The organism is Acinetobacter sp. KB005 (assembly GCF_049949095.1).
Classification (GTDB): Bacteria; Pseudomonadota; Gammaproteobacteria; order Pseudomonadales; family Moraxellaceae; genus Acinetobacter; species Acinetobacter calcoaceticus.
Genome location: NZ_CP188191.1, coordinates 768872 through 786098, shown reverse-complemented (window position 1 = coordinate 786098; position 17227 = coordinate 768872). Strand labels below are relative to the sequence as shown.

General features: G+C 39.8%; 19 protein-coding genes and 1 pseudogene. 8 read left to right on the top strand and 12 right to left on the bottom strand.

Features of this window, described 5'->3' with window-relative positions; all coding sequences use genetic code 11:
- Positions 1-22: 22 nt before the first annotated feature.
- The 4 genes from mutY to ACPF64_RS03885 all read right to left on the bottom strand — a co-directional run bounded on the left by mutY (position 23) and on the right by ACPF64_RS03885 (position 2818).
- On the bottom strand, positions 23-1057 hold the full coding sequence (mutY, locus tag ACPF64_RS03900; RefSeq protein ID WP_017391107.1) for an A/G-specific adenine glycosylase: 1035 nt from the start codon (positions 1055-1057) through the stop codon (positions 23-25).
- 143 nt (positions 1058-1200) lie between these two features.
- Positions 1201-1563 carry an HIT family protein gene (locus ACPF64_RS03895; RefSeq protein ID WP_005037836.1) on the bottom strand — a complete coding sequence of 121 codons (363 nt, stop codon included), beginning with the start codon at positions 1561-1563 and terminating at the stop codon, positions 1201-1203.
- A gap of 184 nt (positions 1564-1747) precedes the next feature.
- The gene (locus tag ACPF64_RS03890) at positions 1748-2485 is read right to left on the bottom strand and encodes a dienelactone hydrolase family protein (protein WP_426455625.1); all 738 of its coding nucleotides are present in this window, start codon (positions 2483-2485) and stop codon (positions 1748-1750) included.
- A 174-nt stretch (positions 2486-2659) separates the two neighbouring features.
- Entirely contained in the window at positions 2660-2818 is a 159-nt protein-coding gene (locus ACPF64_RS03885; protein WP_000490267.1) for a DUF1328 domain-containing protein, read from the bottom strand.
- A 195-nt stretch (positions 2819-3013) separates the two neighbouring features.
- Between ACPF64_RS03885 and ACPF64_RS03880 the strand changes: the two genes are divergently transcribed.
- The 3 genes from ACPF64_RS03880 to ACPF64_RS03870 all read left to right on the top strand — a co-directional run bounded on the left by ACPF64_RS03880 (position 3014) and on the right by ACPF64_RS03870 (position 6124).
- Positions 3014-3472, top strand: coding sequence for a YcgN family cysteine cluster protein (locus tag ACPF64_RS03880; RefSeq protein WP_426455624.1), 459 nt, complete (start codon positions 3014-3016; stop codon positions 3470-3472).
- 108 nt (positions 3473-3580) lie between these two features.
- Positions 3581-4753: a PQQ-dependent sugar dehydrogenase gene (locus ACPF64_RS03875; RefSeq protein WP_426455623.1), complete on the top strand. Its 1173-nt coding sequence runs from the start codon at positions 3581-3583 to the stop codon at positions 4751-4753.
- A gap of 105 nt (positions 4754-4858) precedes the next feature.
- Positions 4859-6124: a replication-associated recombination protein A gene (locus tag ACPF64_RS03870; RefSeq protein ID WP_003654262.1), complete on the top strand. Its 1266-nt coding sequence runs from the start codon at positions 4859-4861 to the stop codon at positions 6122-6124.
- A gap of 27 nt (positions 6125-6151) precedes the next feature.
- Here the strand turns inward: ACPF64_RS03870 and ACPF64_RS03865 are convergent, their stop codons facing one another.
- On the bottom strand, positions 6152-7003 hold the full coding sequence (locus tag ACPF64_RS03865; protein ID WP_056481961.1) for a formate/nitrite transporter family protein: 852 nt from the start codon (positions 7001-7003) through the stop codon (positions 6152-6154).
- A gap of 193 nt (positions 7004-7196) precedes the next feature.
- On the opposite strand from ACPF64_RS03865, the pseudogene ACPF64_RS03860 reads away from it, so the two are divergent.
- Positions 7197-7313: pseudogene (locus ACPF64_RS03860) on the top strand (hypothetical protein); the annotation flags it as partial.
- Here ACPF64_RS03860 and ACPF64_RS03855 read toward each other — a convergent pair.
- The 4 genes from ACPF64_RS03855 to dapA form a co-directional block, all read right to left on the bottom strand.
- On the bottom strand, positions 7310-7513 hold the full coding sequence (locus tag ACPF64_RS03855) for a hypothetical protein (protein WP_005037849.1): 204 nt from the start codon (positions 7511-7513) through the stop codon (positions 7310-7312). The pseudogene ACPF64_RS03860 and the gene ACPF64_RS03855 overlap by 4 nt on opposite strands.
- Positions 7514-7703: 190 nt before the next feature.
- Positions 7704-8423 (bottom strand): phosphoribosylaminoimidazolesuccinocarboxamide synthase, encoded by a 720-nt coding sequence (gene purC / locus ACPF64_RS03850; protein ID WP_004790203.1) that lies wholly within the window; start codon positions 8421-8423, stop codon positions 7704-7706.
- 36 nt (positions 8424-8459) lie between these two features.
- Positions 8460-9065, bottom strand: coding sequence for a lipoprotein-34 precursor (NlpB) (locus tag ACPF64_RS03845; protein ID WP_209831881.1), 606 nt, complete (start codon positions 9063-9065; stop codon positions 8460-8462).
- 15 nt (positions 9066-9080) lie between these two features.
- Complete coding sequence (gene dapA / locus ACPF64_RS03840; protein WP_005037855.1) at positions 9081-9974, bottom strand: 4-hydroxy-tetrahydrodipicolinate synthase; 894 nt, start codon at positions 9972-9974, stop codon at positions 9081-9083.
- A gap of 329 nt (positions 9975-10303) precedes the next feature.
- On the opposite strand from dapA, the gene pncA reads away from it, so the two are divergent.
- The 3 genes from pncA (at position 10304) to ACPF64_RS03825 (ending at position 13446) form a co-directional block, all read left to right on the top strand.
- Positions 10304-10948: a bifunctional nicotinamidase/pyrazinamidase gene (gene pncA, locus ACPF64_RS03835; protein ID WP_426455622.1), complete on the top strand. Its 645-nt coding sequence runs from the start codon at positions 10304-10306 to the stop codon at positions 10946-10948.
- Between the two features lie 40 nt (positions 10949-10988).
- Positions 10989-11924, top strand: a complete 936-nt coding sequence (locus ACPF64_RS03830; RefSeq protein WP_426455621.1) for a bile acid:sodium symporter family protein — start codon at positions 10989-10991, stop codon at positions 11922-11924.
- Positions 11925-12102: 178 nt separating this feature from the next.
- A complete protein-coding gene (locus tag ACPF64_RS03825; RefSeq protein ID WP_426455620.1) occupies positions 12103-13446 on the top strand; it encodes an MATE family efflux transporter in 1344 nt (447 codons plus the stop codon).
- 15 nt (positions 13447-13461) lie between these two features.
- Here ACPF64_RS03825 and ACPF64_RS03820 read toward each other — a convergent pair whose 3' ends face one another.
- On the bottom strand, positions 13462-13932 hold the full coding sequence (locus tag ACPF64_RS03820; RefSeq protein ID WP_426455619.1) for a DUF523 domain-containing protein: 471 nt from the start codon (positions 13930-13932) through the stop codon (positions 13462-13464).
- A gap of 527 nt (positions 13933-14459) precedes the next feature.
- Between ACPF64_RS03820 and hppD the strand changes: the two genes are divergently transcribed.
- Entirely contained in the window at positions 14460-15515 is a 1056-nt protein-coding gene (gene hppD / locus ACPF64_RS03815; protein ID WP_005037867.1) for a 4-hydroxyphenylpyruvate dioxygenase, read from the top strand.
- 71 nt (positions 15516-15586) lie between these two features.
- Here hppD and ACPF64_RS03810 read toward each other — a convergent pair whose 3' ends face one another.
- Complete coding sequence (locus ACPF64_RS03810; protein ID WP_045126127.1) at positions 15587-16366, bottom strand: IclR family transcriptional regulator; 780 nt, start codon at positions 16364-16366, stop codon at positions 15587-15589.
- A 296-nt stretch (positions 16367-16662) separates the two neighbouring features.
- Positions 16663-17211 carry a VOC family protein gene (locus ACPF64_RS03805; protein WP_004790185.1) on the bottom strand — a complete coding sequence of 183 codons (549 nt, stop codon included), beginning with the start codon at positions 17209-17211 and terminating at the stop codon, positions 16663-16665.
- Positions 17212-17227: the final 16 nt, after the last annotated feature.

Sequence of the window (17227 nt, the reverse complement as noted above, 5' to 3'; positions counted from 1 at the left end):
CAAAATTATTTTACTCAATATGTCATGAACGGCTTGTCGAGATCAATTTTTTCATCGCTGTTGGAACGCCCTTGGCAACAGCTTGTTCTGGACTGAGCCATTGTCCTTCGAGTTCAATCGCCAGATGTTCTTTTTGATCAGGTTCCACGTGGAACGTGTGCGCATTAAGTAACCATGTGAAATGAGTGAAACTATGACTGATCTGAAAGGTTTGCGTTTGAGGTTGTAATTTAAATTGCTGACTTAAGCTAAGACGTTCGTGTTCAATTTCTAAAATGGGTAAACAGAATAAGCCACCCCATAAACCATGAGATTGTCGTTGTTGCCAGAACCATTCATCTTCACACTGGATGATAAGAACATCTGCAGTTCTAACGGGTGGTGTTTTTTTAGGTTTTTTAAATGGGAGTTCTTGTTCTAGGCCTTGTTGGTAAGCTTGGCAGTGGGCTTGCATTGGACAATATAAACAGAGTGGTTTTTTAGGCGTACAAATGGTCGCACCTAGGTCCATAATTGCTTGAGTGTAGTCATGGTTACGCTGGGTTGGGCAAAGCACTTCAGCTAGTTTCCACATTTCACGTTCATTTTGGGGTTTACTTAAATCATCCTCAATAGCAAAGAAACGGGCTAAGACACGTTTCACGTTGCCATCCATAATCACGCCATACTGACGTAAACCCAAAGACATGAGCGCACCTGCGGTAGAGCGGCCAATGCCTGGTAGAGCAATCCATTCTTCTAGTGTTTCAGGAAATTTTCCCTGTTGCGTTACAAGACCTGCGGCCTTGTGCAAATTACGAGCACGAGCGTAATAACCCAGACCTGCCCAATAAGGTGCTACTTCATCCCAAGTTGCATGACCTAAAGCTTCTACAGTCGGGAAGCGCTCCATAAAGCGGTCGAAATATTGCAGAACTGTTTTAACTTGAGTCTGCTGCAACATAATTTCAGAAACCCAAACTTTGTATGGATCATCTGCGACTTGCCACGGCAAATCATGACGACCATGTTGATCGAACCAGTTTAAGAGGGCATCAGAAAAAGAAAAGTCGGGCATGAACAGCTAAAGAAGAAAAGTAAGAGTTAAATTATAGCTGAAATTTGTGGGGAGATTTTGTTTAAAGCAGGTGAAGTACAAGTACCAGTTAAAACAGAGATGACCTTAAAAAGCGTGATCTCTGTTTTAATAATAAAAAAGGATTAATCCTTTTGTACACCCCAACGCTGATCAAGTTTCAACGGCTGGTTTTTGTAGTACGGAATGACATGAATGTGGAAATGATCTGAATTTTGTCCGAACACTTCACCATCATTGAAGCTAATATGGAAACCGTCTGGTTGATGGCGAAGCTGCGTTTCGTGGCGTGCAATTTCAAGAAGTGTAAGCAAGCCTTGGTGTTCTTTAGAAGTGATGTCAAAAAAAGAACGAACATGGCGTAGTGGGGTTACCACACAGTGGCCTTTAGATAGCGGATTAGAATCAGGTAAAATTACAGCAAATTCATTCTTATCAATGATGTCATATTCATCAAATTCGCAATACGGACATTTCTTGTCAGTCATTGTTGTATCCTCTCATGTTATTCCATTAAACCCCGAGTGCGGGAAATAAGACTAGGCTTTGCTCTAGCTCAACGGGAGTATAGTTATTGAAGTATGGTTTAAAAAATACAGTAAAAATATTGCAAAGTTATAAACATTTAAGGGAGCAAATGCAAATAAACAATTTGCTCCAAATTCGCTTCTTTTATTTTAAAGTACGTTCTAATAAAGCGTACATTTTAGCAAGGCCTTGTTTTTCCGCTTCGCTATTGTAGCCAAGGTCTACACCGTTCGCTTTAGCTCTTTCATCTGCAAGCGGGTTACTAAAGCCATGTTTAGCACCTTTTAAAACCACTACTTCGTGTTTAACCTCAGCAGCTTGCATCTCTTTTTCAAAATTAGCAACATCTTCTAAGGTGACCATGCTGTCTAGTTCACCATGTAGTACTAAAACTTCACCTTGAATGCTGCCTTTTTGAGCAGGTGCCTTAGGTGTTAGCGTGCCATGGAATGTTGCAACTGCTTTTAGGGGAGCACCTGAGCGAGCAAGGTCTAATACCACTTTACCGCCATAACAAAAGCCAATTGCAGCCAGTTTTTCACCGTTTACTTCTGGTTGGGCTGCAAGAGTTTGAAGACCAGCATTTGCGCGAGTGGTGACAGTGTCTAATTTTTCAAATGTCTGCATCATCCATTCATAGGCTTGAGCTGCAGTAGTTGTGACTTTTTTATCACCATACATGTCAATTGCAAGCGCAGCATAACCATGTTCAGCAAGCTCACGCGCACGTTGTTCGGTATATTCGTTACGGCCCCACCATTCAGGAGCAACAATCACACCCGCAACAGGTGTTTCACTATCTGGAGCAGCAAAGTAACCAATTAAATGGCTGCCATCTGGTGCAGTATATTGAATTTCACGGGTTTTAATTGCTGTACTCATAACCTTAATCCTGAAATTTAAAGAGATTTAAACACGCTTGATTAAAGCATAAAAAAATAAAGTAATATAAATAACTATGTAAGAATCTACATCAAAAGAAAAAGTTAGAAAATTTTTTGCAATAAAAAAAGAAGGAAACTGGTTCCTTCTTTTTTATATATGGTCATGATTAAATTAAGTCCTGCCTCGCGAAATGAACCCAATTACAGCAAGAATTACAGCTATAACTAATAAAATCACGGCAAAGTCTTTAGATAACCCTGCAACACCACCAAACCCTAATAGACTGGCAATGAGTGCAATCACTGCAAAAATTATTGCCCAACGGAACATATGCTGTCCTCCTACTTATTTTTCATTGTCCTTTAACTATATAGGGTGTTTTTTGCACCGAATGTGTCGTTTATGTGGTTGAAATGTATATTAAACAATCATTTTGTGATGTTAGGAATACAGCTTCTTTTTTCGTACAGATCACTTCAATGCTATACTTAGATACTGTTTTATCTCATCTGCTGCTAAAAAATTATGTCTACCGAGACCTCACTTCGTCCATTGTTTTGGAAAAATTACACGCTTGAGCAACTGACTCAGGTTGAGTGGGAGGCTTTATGTGACGGGTGTGGTTTATGCTGTCTGGTAAAGCTAGAAGATGAAGATACGCATGAAGTCGCGTACACCAAAGTGGCTTGTAAGTTACTCGATTGTGATACAGGACGTTGTACCGATTATCCAAATCGTCAGCAGCAAGTGCCTGACTGTTTGCAATTAACCCCAGAGTCTTTAAAAACAATTCACTGGTTGCCATCAAGCTGTGCCTATAAACGCTTGAATGAAGGCAAAAATTTACCTTCTTGGCACTATTTAAATACAGGTTCTCGACAAAGCGTGATGAATGCGAAAAAGTCGGTTGCAGGACGTTGTATTTCTGAAGTTGATGTCCATGAAGATGATCTTGAAGATTACGTTGTACGTTGGGTACGTTAAACAGATCGGCATGGCATTTCTAATTACAGCGTATAATAAAGTAACACTTTTATCGTAAATTTTTTGCTCATCTCCGTTATATAACAATAAAAACAAAAGGAGATAAAAATGATGAGACGACTAGCAGCCCCGTTATTATGTAGTAGCTTTTTTTTATTAATGGCTTGTGGTTCTAATAATACCAATTCAAAAAATCTTGAACAAAACACCTCTGCTAAAACAGAACAGTCTAATTCAGTCAAACAATCTTATCAGGTTGAAACAGTTGCACATTTTGATGAGCCTTGGGCAATAGCAAGTTTGCCAGATCAGCGTTTATTAGTGACGGAGCGCCAAGGTAAATTAAAAATTTTTAATCCTAAAAATAAGCAAATGCTGGATGTTTCAGGAGTACCTCCAGTGAGTTATGGTGGGCAAGGTGGTTTGGGTGATGTAGCTTTACATCCCAACTTTGCGAAGAACTACTGGATTTATCTGAGCTATGCAACCAAAGGACAAGGTGGTTATGGAGCAGTTATTTCACGTGCAAAATTAGATTTGTCCAACCCCAATCAACCTAAACTTACAGATGTGAAGCAGATTTGGCAGCAAGTACCCAAAGTTTCAGGTCAAGGCCATTATGGGCATCGCATGGTTTTTGGGGCAGATGGAAAACTTTGGGTGAGTTCAGGTGAACGACAAAAGTTTGATCCTGCTCAAAACATGAAAAGTAACTTGGGTAAAATCTTGCGTTTAAATGATGATGGCTCAGCGGCCACAGGTAACCCTTTTTATCAGCAAGGCGGGGTAACAGCTGAAATATGGTCGCTTGGACACCGTAATCCGTTAGGCATGGCATTTGACCCTCAAGGGCAACTATGGGTTGTTGAAATGGGCCCGAAAGGTGGTGATGAGCTTAATATCATCACAAAAGGTGAAAATTATGGTTATCCAATCGTTTCAAATGGAGATCATTATTCGGGCCAACCTATTCCAGATCATCACACTCGCCCAGAATTTAAAGCACCTGAAATTGACTGGACTCCTGTAATCTCTCCGTCGAGTTTGATCATTTATCGCGGACAACAATTTCCGGCATGGCAAAATAAGGCTTTAATTGGAGGCTTATCTTCCGAAGCGATTATTGTTGTGGATTTACAGCATAAACCTGTGAAAGAAGTGCAAAGACTAGATATGAAGCAACGTATTCGTGGTTTGCATGAAGCACAAGATGGTTCGATTTGGGTCATTGAAGATGGTCCAAAGGCACGCTTACTTAGGTTGAGTAAGAAAGCATCTTAAGGCGATAAAACCGCCTGTAAATAAAGGCTGTGTCTCATAGATTCAAATTGTAGATTTCTGTGAGACACAATAGACTATAGATAAAAGACGATAAAGCTATTTGAAATGTCAGACACCCATATTCCACTTCCCGAACGCCTACGCCCGAGAGACTTGTCTGAAATTATTGGGCAAGATCATTTATTAGGTGAGAATGCACCACTGCGTCAAATGATTGATCAGGGTCATTTACCTTCTATTATTTTTTGGGGGCCACCGGGAGTTGGTAAAACCACAATTGCTTTGCTGTTAGCTCAGGCGATAGACCGCCCATTTGTGAGCTTATCTGCGCTGAATACGGGTGTAAAAGAATTACGTGAAGTCATTGCAGAAAGTGGTGATTTACTGACACCTGTGGTTTTTATTGATGAAATTCATCGTTTTAATAAATCGCAGCAAGATGCTTTATTGGGTGCAGTTGAAAAAGGTAAAATTACCTTAGTTGGAGCAACCACCGAAAACCCGTCTTTTGAGGTGAATAGTGCGCTTTTATCACGCTGTCAGGTTTATACCTTAAACAGTTTAGACAGTGAGGCGATCCAGACTCTCATTAATAATGCACTTCAAGCCGATAAATTTTTAAAAGAACGCTATATTCATATTGAAGAATATGATGCTCTCATTCAATTCGCTGCTGGTGATGCCCGTAAAGCGCTTAATTTACTTGATCTGATTGCCAGTACATTTGAACCAGAGATTGAAAACACGATTACTAATGCGGTTGTGGTGAAAGTAGCACAGCAAAATATTGCACGTTATGACAAATCTGGGGAACAGCATTACGATTTAGTTTCTGCCTTCATTAAATCGATTCGTGGCAGTGATCCAGATGCAACCTTGTATTGGATGGCACGTATGCTCAAAGGCGGAGAAGATCCGGTTTTTATTGCTAGACGTATGTTGATTGCAGCCTCGGAAGACATTGGAAATTCTAACCCGAATGCATTATTACTTGCTGGTGAGTGCTTTCGTTCAGTACAAGCGGTAGGTATGCCTGAAGCTCGAATTATTCTGGGCCAAACGGCGGTTTATTTAGCAACGAGTGCAAAGAGTAATAGTACTTATTTAGCGATTAATAAGGCCTTGGAACTTGCTGATAAGACTGCAAATTTACCTGTGCCTTTACATTTAAGAAATGCACCAACCAAGCTCATGAAGCAACAGGGTTATGGAATTAATTATCTCTATCCTCACGATTATCCTGAGCACTTTGTGCTGCAAGACTATTTGCCGCCTGAGTTAAAGGGAACCAAACTCTACGAGTCTGCGAGAAACAAGCGTGAAGTTGAAGGTGAACGCTTGCAACAACGAAGATGGCAGCAAGAACAGTAATAACCTATTCGTTTTATCAAGCTGCACCTAACGATGATCATGCTGTTCCAGCTCTTCAGTCACCTGACCATAAATCAGTAGCGTGAACACGCCTGTACCACCAATAATATTGCCAATGGTGGTTGGGACTAGAAAAGTAAACAGATATTCATTAATGGAAGCCTCTCCTTGCCAGACGAGATAGGACATTTCGGTAGAGCCAACTACTACATGGGTAAAGTCACCTAGTCCTATCAGATAAGTCATGAAAAAGATGAGCAGGAACTTATTGCTGACTGAAGGTAACATCCAGACCAATGCTGCAATTAATAGCCCTGACATAATACCTTTGAGCATATTCTGGGTCGCAGTAAAGGAAGCAACATGATGGGCTAGCTCATCGAGTGCTTGGTCAATACCGGGAGTAAACAGGTGAGTAGTTAGGAAAAATAAACTCGCTAAACCTGTTCCAATCACATTGCATAGAATCACAATCCCCCATAAGCGGCCTACTGCTCGTAATTTATCGAAGGTAAAGGGCTTGAATAAAGGTACAACTGTGGTGATGGTATTCTCGGTAAAGAGCTGCATGTGACCCAAAATTGCGATCAGGAACCCAATGGTATAACCGATATTGGTGATTAAATCGGTCCAGATCGCATCAGTCGGGAGATAAGAAGCAATAATCGCTTTAAATACAAATGAAAAACTGATAACCAGACCTGCAGCAATTCCTGAAAAGATCAGCGCAGCCGTCGGGCGATCCAGTTCCTCGGCGCCATCACGACGGATAATTTCATAGACCAGACGGGGTGACAGCTTCTCATGTTCTTCAACCGCTATTTTTTCACGCCAACTTAAGGTTTGATCGACTTTTTCTTCCTCTATTTTATGATCCATCAGGTTTACTCCTCACTGAATAAATATTTTATATTTCTAATTTTTATTTATTGTTAAGGCAGAGTTCAGGATAAATCCAGTCTATTCCTAACAGCTTTGTGTGTCTTTTTATAAATTGAATGATGCAGCGTAGCAAAGAAGCAAAAATAATGCATGAACAAGAGCAATCAGCCCAGATACAAAGGAAGATTGAGAGCACTTTGTGCTACAAGATGATTTGCCGCCTGAATTAAAGGGAAGCTATGAGCCTGCAAGAAATAAGCATGAGGTGGAAGGTGGGCGCTTGCAGCAAATTATGCAGCCATACTAGCTAAAGGTGTAGGCTCTTAAGGTGCGAATAAGCGCCATATAATCGCCTTGAGAAGCCTTGGAAATTACTGATTCAACTTCTGCCTGAGTCCAGCCTTGTTTTAAGGCTGAGCTGCTAAAGTTCGTTAATAACACCAAAGGATTTTCACCAAAATGGATTGGATGATTCATTAATCTCTTTTCAAGCTTAGATATTTCCATAGGTCTACCCTGGTTTTAAATTTAATTATTGTGAAGTGCTTAATGTTTTTTTAGATTTTAGTGTTTAAATTTAGGTTTGTGCAAGTGCTAATTTATTTTAATAGACAAATCTGTCTACATTATTTATTTTCTAAAGTACCTAATGTAAAAAAACCGGGCTAAGACCCGGTTTTTCATGAAGTTTGAACGATTAGAGAGCAGATAAATCTACGCCTAAACGAGCAGCAACTTCTTCATAAGCTTCAACAACACCGCCTAAACCTTGACGGAAACGGTCTTTGTCGAGTTTCTTCTTAGAGTCTTTATCCCATAGACGGCAACCGTCTGGAGAGAACTCATCACCAAGCACGATACGGTCATGGAAAACACCGAATTCAAGCTTGAAGTCCACCAAAATCATGTTGCCTTCAGCAAATAATGCTTTTAAGACATCGTTTACTTGGTAAGTTAACACTTTCATTTGCTCTAATTGTTCAGCAGTCGCCCAACCTAAAGCAATCGCTTGAGATTCGTTAACCATTGGGTCGCCTAGACCGTCATCTTTATAGAACAATTCAAATGTAGGAGGAGTTAACTCTTTACCTTCTTCTACACCTAAACGACGGCATAGAGAACCAGCTGCGTAGTTACGAATTACGCATTCAACAGGAATCATTTGAAGTTTTTTAACAAGCACTTCAGTTGGAGAAAGCAATTTTTCAAAATGCGTTTCAATACCCGCAGCAGCAAGTTTTTCCATGATGAAGGCGTTAAAAAGGTTGTTCACCTTGCCTTTACGATCTAGCTGTTCGATTTTTTCGCCGTTGAACGCAGAGGCATCATCACGAAAGACTAAAATCAGATGGTCGGCATTGTCTGTTTCATATACAGATTTTGCTTTACCAGTATAGAGCAAGGTTTGTTTTAACATGAGGGAACCTTTTTAAAAAAAATGCCTAGTAAACGACTAGGCTGGCCAATTTTGGTAAATCTGGTTTAACACTTCAGCAGCCACATCTGGACTTGCAAAAGTGTTGTCTACATTAAATAGAGCAAGAGTATGACTAGAACCAACACCAGTCAGCTTAAGCACATAAGTATTGTCATTTACTTTAATCGTCGCCTGATTGCTGCCTTGGGCGATGATGTTGTAATTTAAAGTACTTAATGTCGCTTTGGCGTATTGCCAGATCTCGGTTGTATTCCCATCAACTTTTAACAATGGGTTTTTATTACCGTCGGTCACAAGCTGAGGGCGTCCAAGCGCAGTCGTCGTTTGAGCAGATGCATCTGCTGTTGCATTGCCATCCTGTGTTTGTTCAGGACGTGGCAATGCAAAACGGTTACCACGCTGGTTTTCAAACTTCGGCGCGTGCTCGATAGCGAGCTGGTCAACAGTTGGTGCAGGATACAAAGGTGTCGCTGGTCGTACAGTTGCGTCGGCAGGATACTCAAGCGGGGCAAGTTGCTTGGCATTTTTATAATCTAAAGAGTGATTATTAATTGCGAAGCGACCACAACCAGCTAAACTCAAGGCTGAAACTGCAAGGACTAAACCAAGACGTAATTGCATCATAAATTGCTCTTATTAAATAATTCCCGCATCGTTTAGGGCATTGCGGAGAGGTTCGCGATATTGCTCAGCGAGAGGAGTGAGTGGTAAACGAATACCAGTATCAATCAGTCCCATCTCATGTAGTGCCCATTTCACAGGAATTGGGTTTGATTCGCAAAATAGAATATTGTGTAAATTTGCAATCTTATTGTTAATCGTCTTCGCTTGTTGTTCATCTTTGGCAATCGCAACAGCACATACTTCGCTCATGGCTTTAGGTGCAACATTTGCTGTAACAGAGATATTGCCGTCTGCACCAAGAAGCATAAGTTCCCATGCAGTTTCGTCGTCACCTGAGTACACAGCCATCTTGCCATCTAAAGCGTCAATTAAAGCTTTACCACGAGGTACGTCACCTGTTGCGTCTTTAATACCGACAATATTAGGGATCTCTGCTAAACGTACAGCTGTATCGTTTGCAAGATCTACACCCGTACGGCCAGGTACGTTATAAAGAATAAGTGGTAATTCTACGGCTTCAGCAATCGCTTTATAGTGTTGATAGAGGCCTTCTTGAGTTGGCTTATTATAATATGGCGTAACAAGTAAGGCTGCATCTGCGCCAAGATCTTTAGCAGCTTTAGTTAATTCGATTGCTTCACGGGTTGAGTTTGCACCAGTACCGGCAATAATTGGAATACGTTTATTGGCTACACGAATAATTTCTTTAATAACCTGTGTGTGCTCTTCCATGCTCAATGTTGAGGCTTCGCCGGTAGTACCGACGGCTACAATACTGTTTGTACCTTGTTCTATGTGCCACTCAACCAGCTTCTCAAGACCCTTCCAATCTACACCACCATCTTTCAACATTGGTGTGACGATTGCGACGATTGAGCCTTGAATGGTCTGTGCTTGCTGAGTCATTTTTAAAAATATCCTATTTATCCATCCGAATCTGAGGTAAGAAAAACAAAATGTGGGATGGTTGCAGTATTTTGATTGTCCAGTTCTAACAATAACAGATTGTTGAATGACAATTATGCAAATTATGACTGATCAGACGCATAAGAACAATACGCCTAACGGATAATCGCTATGTAAACTTGAGGAAAAGATAGGATGTATTCGTATTGCAGGGGTGAGAAGGGTTCGTAAATATAACAATACAGCTCGATTCAACGGAGCCTTACTTAATATCGGCTTTTTTTATGGCAAGATAGAATGCAATTTTCCCTGTTGGGATTGAAGATGACATGAAAATGAATAAACAACCACAAAATGCGGCTTTAATCGTAGTTGATGTACAAAATGGTTTTACACCGGGTGGAAATTTAGCCGTTGCTGACGCCGACACAATTATTCCAACGATTAACCAACTTGCTGATTGTTTTGAAAATGTTGTTCTGACGCAAGACTGGCACCCAGATAATCATATATCTTTTGCACAAAATCATTCGGGCAAGCAGCCATTTGAAACCATTGAACTCACCTATGGACCTCAGGTACTTTGGCCTAAACATTGCGTACAAGGCACCAAAGATGCCGATTTCCATCCTGATTTAAATATTCCCAAAGCTCAGCTCATTATTCGAAAAGGCTTTCATGCTCATATTGATAGTTATTCGGCTTTTATGGAAGCAGATCAGTCCACAATGACTGGCTTAACGGGTTACTTAAAAGAGCGTGGCATTGATACGGTGTATGTGGTTGGAATTGCGACCGACTTTTGTGTGGCATGGACTGCTTTAGATGCAATTAAACAAGGTTTTAAAACTTTAGTGGTTGAAGATGCTTGTAAAGCTATTGATCTGAATGGCTCGTTAGAACAGGCATGGCAAACCATGCAGCAACAAGGGGTTGTCCGTATTCAGTCTACGGATCTGTTGAGTGAGCGCTAAGTCTATTGCTCTAGTATTTTAATTTTTAGGGAACGAAAGTATGTCAGCATTACTGCGCTTTACCCAATTTATTCAAAAAACTTTTGCCCTATGGGTGATTGTTTTTGCAGCATTGGCGCTATGGCAGCCTGAATTTTTTGTCTGGCTGAAAGCTTATATTCCATGGATTCTGGGCATTATTATGCTTGGCATGGGAATGACCATGACCGTAGACGACTTTAAAGGTGTGCTACAAAGTCCTAAAGCGGTGTTGATTGGGGTAGTGGCACAGTTTGTGGTCATGCCGGGTTTAGCATTTGTCTTATGTAAATTATTTCAACTACCCCCTGAAATCGCGGTTGGAGTCATTTTAGTGGGATGTTGCCCCGGTGGAACGGCTTCAAACGTGATTACCTATATGGCTAAAGGCAATGTGGCTTTATCGGTGGCCTGTACTTCAGTTTCAACGCTTTTAGCTCCCGTGTTAACACCTGCTATTTTCTATTTGCTTGCTAGTCAGTGGCTAAAAATTGATGCAGCTTCTATGTTCGTTTCAATTTTGCAGGTGGTACTGCTTCCTATTGTCGTTGGTCTAATTTTAAGAATATGGCTCAAGCGTCAGGTCGAGTCCTATATTCAAGTCATGCCGTTAGTTTCCGTTATTGCAATTGTAGCGATTGTGGCCGCCATTATTGGTGGAAGCAAAGCGGCTATTCTACAATCGGGTTTACTCATTTTGGCTGTAGTGATATTGCATAATGGATTTGGGTATTTGTTAGGTTTTACCGCAGCTCGTTTCTTTAAACTACCTTATGCAGACAGTAAGGCAATTGCTGTTGAGGTGGGAATGCAAAACTCAGGCTTAGGCGTTGCTCTTGCAGCGGTACATTTTGCTGCTTCCCCAATTACAGCAGTGCCAAGTGCCATTTTCAGCCTTTGGCACAATATTTCTGGGCCTGCACTTGCGACTTATTGGGCGAGTAAACACAAAAAATAATAACTGTAGAAAAAACATGAATTAGAAAAGAAGGCCAAACGGATAGTTTGGCCTTTTCATTTAAAACAATTTTATTGGAGTTAAATTTAGAACTGGTATGTCTTTTGCTTTGGATTGATGCACTAAAAATAACGTGAATATGAATATAACTCGCAAAGAAAAATAAGGCATTTCCTAAATGAACCAGATTTTTAAACTATTTATTCCCATGCTCTCAAGCAATTTAATTCTAGTTTTAAGTGGATTGATTGATATTGCTTATGTAGGGCATTTTAGTAATGACCATGTAGCCGCATTATCGGTGACCTTATCTTTATATACAGTGATTTATGTCATTGGGATGGGGATTCTGCAAGGTGTGATGCTCAAGCTCTCAGAAGCTTATGGTTGCCATGACATACCACGTATTCGTCAGATTTTTATTCAAGGCATCTGGCTGATGTTATGTTCGGCATTGATTAGTATTGGCTTGCTTTACTTGTTCCGTGATTTACCAAAATTGTTTGGTGCGTCTGAACATGTCATTTCAATTACTAAAAATTGTATTTGGGCTTTGGTATTTATTTTACCTGCGCATTTACTAATGCGTTTATTTACAGCTTTATCTCAGGTCACTGAAAATGCGCATAAGGTTTTACTATCAGATAGCATTTTCTTCATTCTTAAAATTATTTTGTCCTATATTTTAATTTATGGTGTTGATTCATTTTCAATTCCGCCACTCGGTGCGATAGGAGCTTTGTTAGCTACTCTCATTGTACGGTGGTTTATGTTGGCTGTTTATTACCTGTTTTTCTTGGAAAAAGGATACATCTTTATTGAGCATTCCGAACAGTCGGCTGACGATAGCCGACAAAGTCTGCGGATGATTTTAAAAATAGGGATACCGACAGCAATCATGGCGTTGATGGACGTCGTTGCATTTTGTTCGGTTGCTATTCTGATTTTGCCTTTTGGGAGTGTAGTGTCAGCAGCCCATCAAATTGTCGCGAGCACTGGAGGGTTCATGTTTATTATCCCTTCCTCCATTGCCTCGGCTTATAGCATTTTGGTGTCACGATCTATGGGCAGCGGGAACATGGAAGAAGCAGATAAAATTGCCACACAAAGTATATGGGTGATTATGGTAGTGAGTGGCAGTCTGTCTCTGTGTTTATGGTTGGAGCGGGACTTAATTGTTACGTTGTATTCAGATGATTTGGCCGTGCAGATTTTGGCTGCATCCTTGTTGTTGATTGTCTGTATGTTTCATTTTCTAGATGGCTTAATGGCGTTATTGACCTCTTTGTTACGCTGTTGGGATGTGTCGATTTTACCGATGCTAATTTTCTTGGTCGTGGTGTTATTTTTCGGATTAGGCGGTGGTTGGTGGATGGCCTATAAAGGACTGCATTGGCAGAATATCTCGATTTTTGCGATGGGAGTTTATGGTTTTTGGTGGATGGCAGCTATAAGTTATTTAGTGGCTTGCCTATTGAGTGCCACCTGTTTCCATTTTAGAAAACAATTAAGAGGATTTTGAGTGAGCAGACAACCATTAAAGAGGATGGGTTGCTAACCAATCTTCAATCTCGTTTTCAGAAATCACCTCAAAACCATGGCGCTGTAAAAGTGCCGTGGTGATTCCAGTTCCCACAATTTTTTCGCCTTGAAAAGTACCGTTATAAATTTTTTGACTACCGCAAGACGGACTATTTTCTTTTAAGACGACACAGCTTGCTTTTATGTGCTGTGCAATTTCCAGAGTGCGGTAGGCACCTTTTAAATATAAATCTGTTACATCTAAACCAGATGAATCGGTAATTTTTGCTTTGCCATCAAGCACATCTTGTCCTGTACCTCCCACAATTTCTGCTGGTAAGCGCGGAGTGGTAAAACCACCTAATAATTCTGGACAAAGAGCATGAGCTTTTTTATTGATTAACAGCTGCTTAAGTAAAATATTTAGGCAAGATTTACCGTCATAACGAACAGGTTCGCCAATTAAACATGCGCTGACTAAAAGCATAGTTTTCCAAACTCAAAGCAGGTGAGATTTTTGAAGATTAAGAATCATAAACAGAATATGGAATATGACAATTCATTTTAAAAACAGACAAATTAAAAGATTACTAAAATTATGCAATTCATAATTAAGTTATGTATTGCATAATTTAATTGTTTTTAGTAGCATCTGTTTTAAGGTAAATGGCCATTGGAGATCCAACAAGGATGTTGGTCTCCATAAATCTATAAATGATTTTAGGAAAAGACGATTTTTAAGGGTTTAGTGAAAAATCTCAATCGTACTTTTAGATAAGAAAGGACAGTGTGTATGGAAAACAAACACCAAATGGAACGGGAATTAATCATCAAAAGCTTCACGCTCATCATATCTTCGTTTTAGTGATTCGTTTTTTTCTCATAGGATGCGTTGGGTTAAGGCATTTTGACGGTTCAAAGACCTTGCCAATAAATACGTATTCTATAGAGAAAGGAGCTGAATTGATCAGCAATAGAGATAAACGGAACAGGTAATCACCAGAGGGAAACTAGATGGATATTTTAGAGAACCCATTAGAATTATGCGGTTTTGCATTTATTGAGTTTGTTTCAAAAGAAAATGAATTAGATCCAGTTTTTGAAACAATCGGCTTTTCAAAAGTAGCCAAGCATAAATCGAAAGAAGCGTACTTATGGCGTCAAGGAAATATCAATATTATCCTGAATTATCAGCCAGAATCTTATGCTTCATTCTTCTTTAATGAACATGGTCCATCGGCTTGTGCGATGGGCTTTAAAACACGTGATGCAGCAAAAGCTTTCCAGAAAGCAGTAGAGCTTGGTGCTGAACCGATGTATTCAAAAGTTGGGCCAATGGAGCTCAACATTCCGGCAATTAAAGGTATTGGTGGCATGCCAATCTTTTTAGTTGACCGCGATATTTATGAAAATGACTTTGTTTTCTTTGATGATGCTCAAAGACATCCAGTAGGTGCAGGCTTAAACGAAATTGACCATTTAACCCATAACGTTTACAAAGGCCGTATGGAGTATTGGGCAAACTTCTATGAAAAAATCTTTAACTTCCAAGAAATTCGTTACTTTGATATTAAAGGCGAATATACAGGCTTAACGTCTAAAGCATTAACAGCGCCAGACGGCATGATCCGTATTCCATTAAACGAAGATTCGGACAAAGGAAACGGCCAAATTGCAGAGTTCCTGTCTGATTTTAATGGCGAAGGTATTCAACATATCGCGTTTATTTGTGATGACTTAATTTCGACTTGGGATAAGTTAAAAGGCCTTGGTCTGAAATTTATGACACCGCCACCAAATACTTATTATGAAATGCTACCAGAGCGTTTACCTGAGCATGGTGAGCCGACTGACGAGTTAAAACAGCGTGGTATTTTGCTAGACGGTAATACCAAAGACGGTCAGAAGAAACTGTTATTGCAAATTTTCTCTGAGAACATGATTGGTCCAGTCTTCTTTGAATTTATTCAACGTAAAGATGATGATGGTTTTGGTGAGGGTAACTTCAAGGCATTATTTGAGTCAATTGAACGTGACCAGATTCGCCGTGGTGTTCTAGAAACTAAATAAAATAAGCTGAGCTTTGTTTCTGATCTAAAAAAACCAAGAGTTTGATCTCTTGGTTTTTTTATGGCTACTGATTAGCGGCTTTTAATATATTGATTAATGAGCTTCACTTCACTTTTTAAGATTTCAATCGTTTTACTGTGAGGGTCGACTGGTAAAAACATTTCGCTATCCAGTGCGACGATACAAAATTCAATGCTTTGATTTGAGTTAAACACAGGTAAACCCACTGCATTAATTCCTGTTAGTAAATCACCTTTTGCTGCCGACATTTCTTGTTGGCGAATCGTTTCTTTAAGCTCTGTAAACGCTTGCCAGTTTTGTGGTGCAATATTAAGACCAAGTTCTTGATGCTTTTGCCATTCTGTTTCCATTAAGGGGCGAACAAAATGCTCTGGAAGATAAGAAGCAAATAAACGTCCAGCAGCAGAATTGACTAAAGGCATAATTGAGCCGACTTTAGTGACAATCGAAATAGGGTGGTTTGATTCAATCGATTGAACTACCACAGGGCCTTTAGGCGACCATTTACTAATTTGTATGCCGCAACCAATTTTGTTTTGTAGGTCGTAAATTAAATGCTGTACCAGCTGTAGTGTGTCGCTATGCTGAACACAGTTGAGACCTAAGCGCCATGCCTGATCACCTAAAGCATATTGCCCATCATCAAGTTGTTTTGCATATTCCATGCGAATAAGGCTGACCAGATAGCGATGCACTTTGGCAGGATGCATTTCTAGCTTGCTCGATAGGTCTTTGAGAATAATAGGTTGATTGTGCTCTAAAAGGGCGTTTAGTACAGATAAACCGACTTCAAGTGATTGAACCCCCCCAGATACTTTTTCTTCAATCATTTAAATACCCTTAATAAAGTTACTTCAGCTGTTAAACAGTGACGATCAAAACATAAATTGAAATTGCTGCGTTTTACATCATGCCTGAGCCTAGTAAGAAATAGAAATCACCTTTTTCTATTAGCGAAATTGGCATGTTTAATAATCAACAATTTTTCTAAAATCCCGACACTCTTATTTATAGCGCGTTTTTCTAGAAATTTAGCAGTTTTAAATAATATAAATCGGCATTGATATAGAACCGTTCATTTAAACAATTCTAATCAATGCCGACTTTTTAGTTTGCTCTTTTTAAATTAGGTTCCTAACTCTGCTTCATGTAAGAAATGAGTGTGGTGTGGAGCACGTTTAGTTTTACTCCATTCCTCTAGCATTTCAGCTTTCATTTCTTCAGTAATTTTTGCAATTTTTTCTTCAGCATGCACATCGTTATAAGTCAGTTCTAAACGATGGCCATTTGGATCGAAGAAGTAAATTGAGTGGAAAATGCCATGGTTGGTTACACCCAAAACTTTCACGCCATTTTCTTCTAAATGTTGCTTCGCAGCCATTAGGGCATTTAAGTCTTCAACTTCAAAAGCAATGTGTTGTACCCATTGTGGGGTATTTTCGTCTCGGCCCATGTCTGGTTGAGTTGGCAATTCAAAAAATGCCAAAACGTTACCTTGACCAGCATCTAAGAATAAATGCATATATGGGTCAAAAGCTTTAGTTGATGGGACATGGTCTTCAGCAAAAGCTAAAATGAAGTCCATGTTGAGCATTTTTTTATACCACTCAACAGTCTCTTTCGCATCCTTACAACGATATGCAACGTGATGTATTTTTTTAATGGCAAATGTCATATTAAAACTCCTTTTT

Excerpts from the sequence above, each read along its gene's own strand:
- mutY (WP_017391107.1), bottom strand. The coding sequence starts at position 1,057 with ATGCCCGACTTTTCTTTTTCTGATGCCCTCTTAAACTGGTTCGATCAA.
- ACPF64_RS03895 (WP_005037836.1), bottom strand. The coding sequence starts at position 1,563 with ATGACTGACAAGAAATGTCCGTATTGCGAATTTGATGAATATGACATC.
- ACPF64_RS03890 (WP_426455625.1), bottom strand. The coding sequence starts at position 2,485 with ATGAGTACAGCAATTAAAACCCGTGAAATTCAATATACTGCACCAGAT.
- ACPF64_RS03885 (WP_000490267.1), bottom strand. The coding sequence starts at position 2,818 with ATGTTCCGTTGGGCAATAATTTTTGCAGTGATTGCACTCATTGCCAGT.
- ACPF64_RS03880 (WP_426455624.1), top strand. The coding sequence starts at position 3,014 with ATGTCTACCGAGACCTCACTTCGTCCATTGTTTTGGAAAAATTACACG.
- ACPF64_RS03875 (WP_426455623.1), top strand. The coding sequence starts at position 3,581 with ATGATGAGACGACTAGCAGCCCCGTTATTATGTAGTAGCTTTTTTTTA.
- ACPF64_RS03870 (WP_003654262.1), top strand. The coding sequence starts at position 4,859 with ATGTCAGACACCCATATTCCACTTCCCGAACGCCTACGCCCGAGAGAC.
- ACPF64_RS03865 (WP_056481961.1), bottom strand. The coding sequence starts at position 7,003 with ATGGATCATAAAATAGAGGAAGAAAAAGTCGATCAAACCTTAAGTTGG.
- ACPF64_RS03855 (WP_005037849.1), bottom strand. The coding sequence starts at position 7,513 with ATGGAAATATCTAAGCTTGAAAAGAGATTAATGAATCATCCAATCCAT.
- purC (WP_004790203.1), bottom strand. The coding sequence starts at position 8,423 with ATGTTAAAACAAACCTTGCTCTATACTGGTAAAGCAAAATCTGTATAT.
- ACPF64_RS03845 (WP_209831881.1), bottom strand. The coding sequence starts at position 9,065 with ATGCAATTACGTCTTGGTTTAGTCCTTGCAGTTTCAGCCTTGAGTTTA.
- dapA (WP_005037855.1), bottom strand. The coding sequence starts at position 9,974 with ATGACTCAGCAAGCACAGACCATTCAAGGCTCAATCGTCGCAATCGTC.
- pncA (WP_426455622.1), top strand. The coding sequence starts at position 10,304 with ATGAAAATGAATAAACAACCACAAAATGCGGCTTTAATCGTAGTTGAT.
- ACPF64_RS03830 (WP_426455621.1), top strand. The coding sequence starts at position 10,989 with ATGTCAGCATTACTGCGCTTTACCCAATTTATTCAAAAAACTTTTGCC.
- ACPF64_RS03825 (WP_426455620.1), top strand. The coding sequence starts at position 12,103 with ATGAACCAGATTTTTAAACTATTTATTCCCATGCTCTCAAGCAATTTA.
- ACPF64_RS03820 (WP_426455619.1), bottom strand. The coding sequence starts at position 13,932 with ATGCTTTTAGTCAGCGCATGTTTAATTGGCGAACCTGTTCGTTATGAC.
- hppD (WP_005037867.1), top strand. The coding sequence starts at position 14,460 with ATGGATATTTTAGAGAACCCATTAGAATTATGCGGTTTTGCATTTATT.
- ACPF64_RS03810 (WP_045126127.1), bottom strand. The coding sequence starts at position 16,366 with ATGATTGAAGAAAAAGTATCTGGGGGGGTTCAATCACTTGAAGTCGGT.
- ACPF64_RS03805 (WP_004790185.1), bottom strand. The coding sequence starts at position 17,211 with ATGACATTTGCCATTAAAAAAATACATCACGTTGCATATCGTTGTAAG.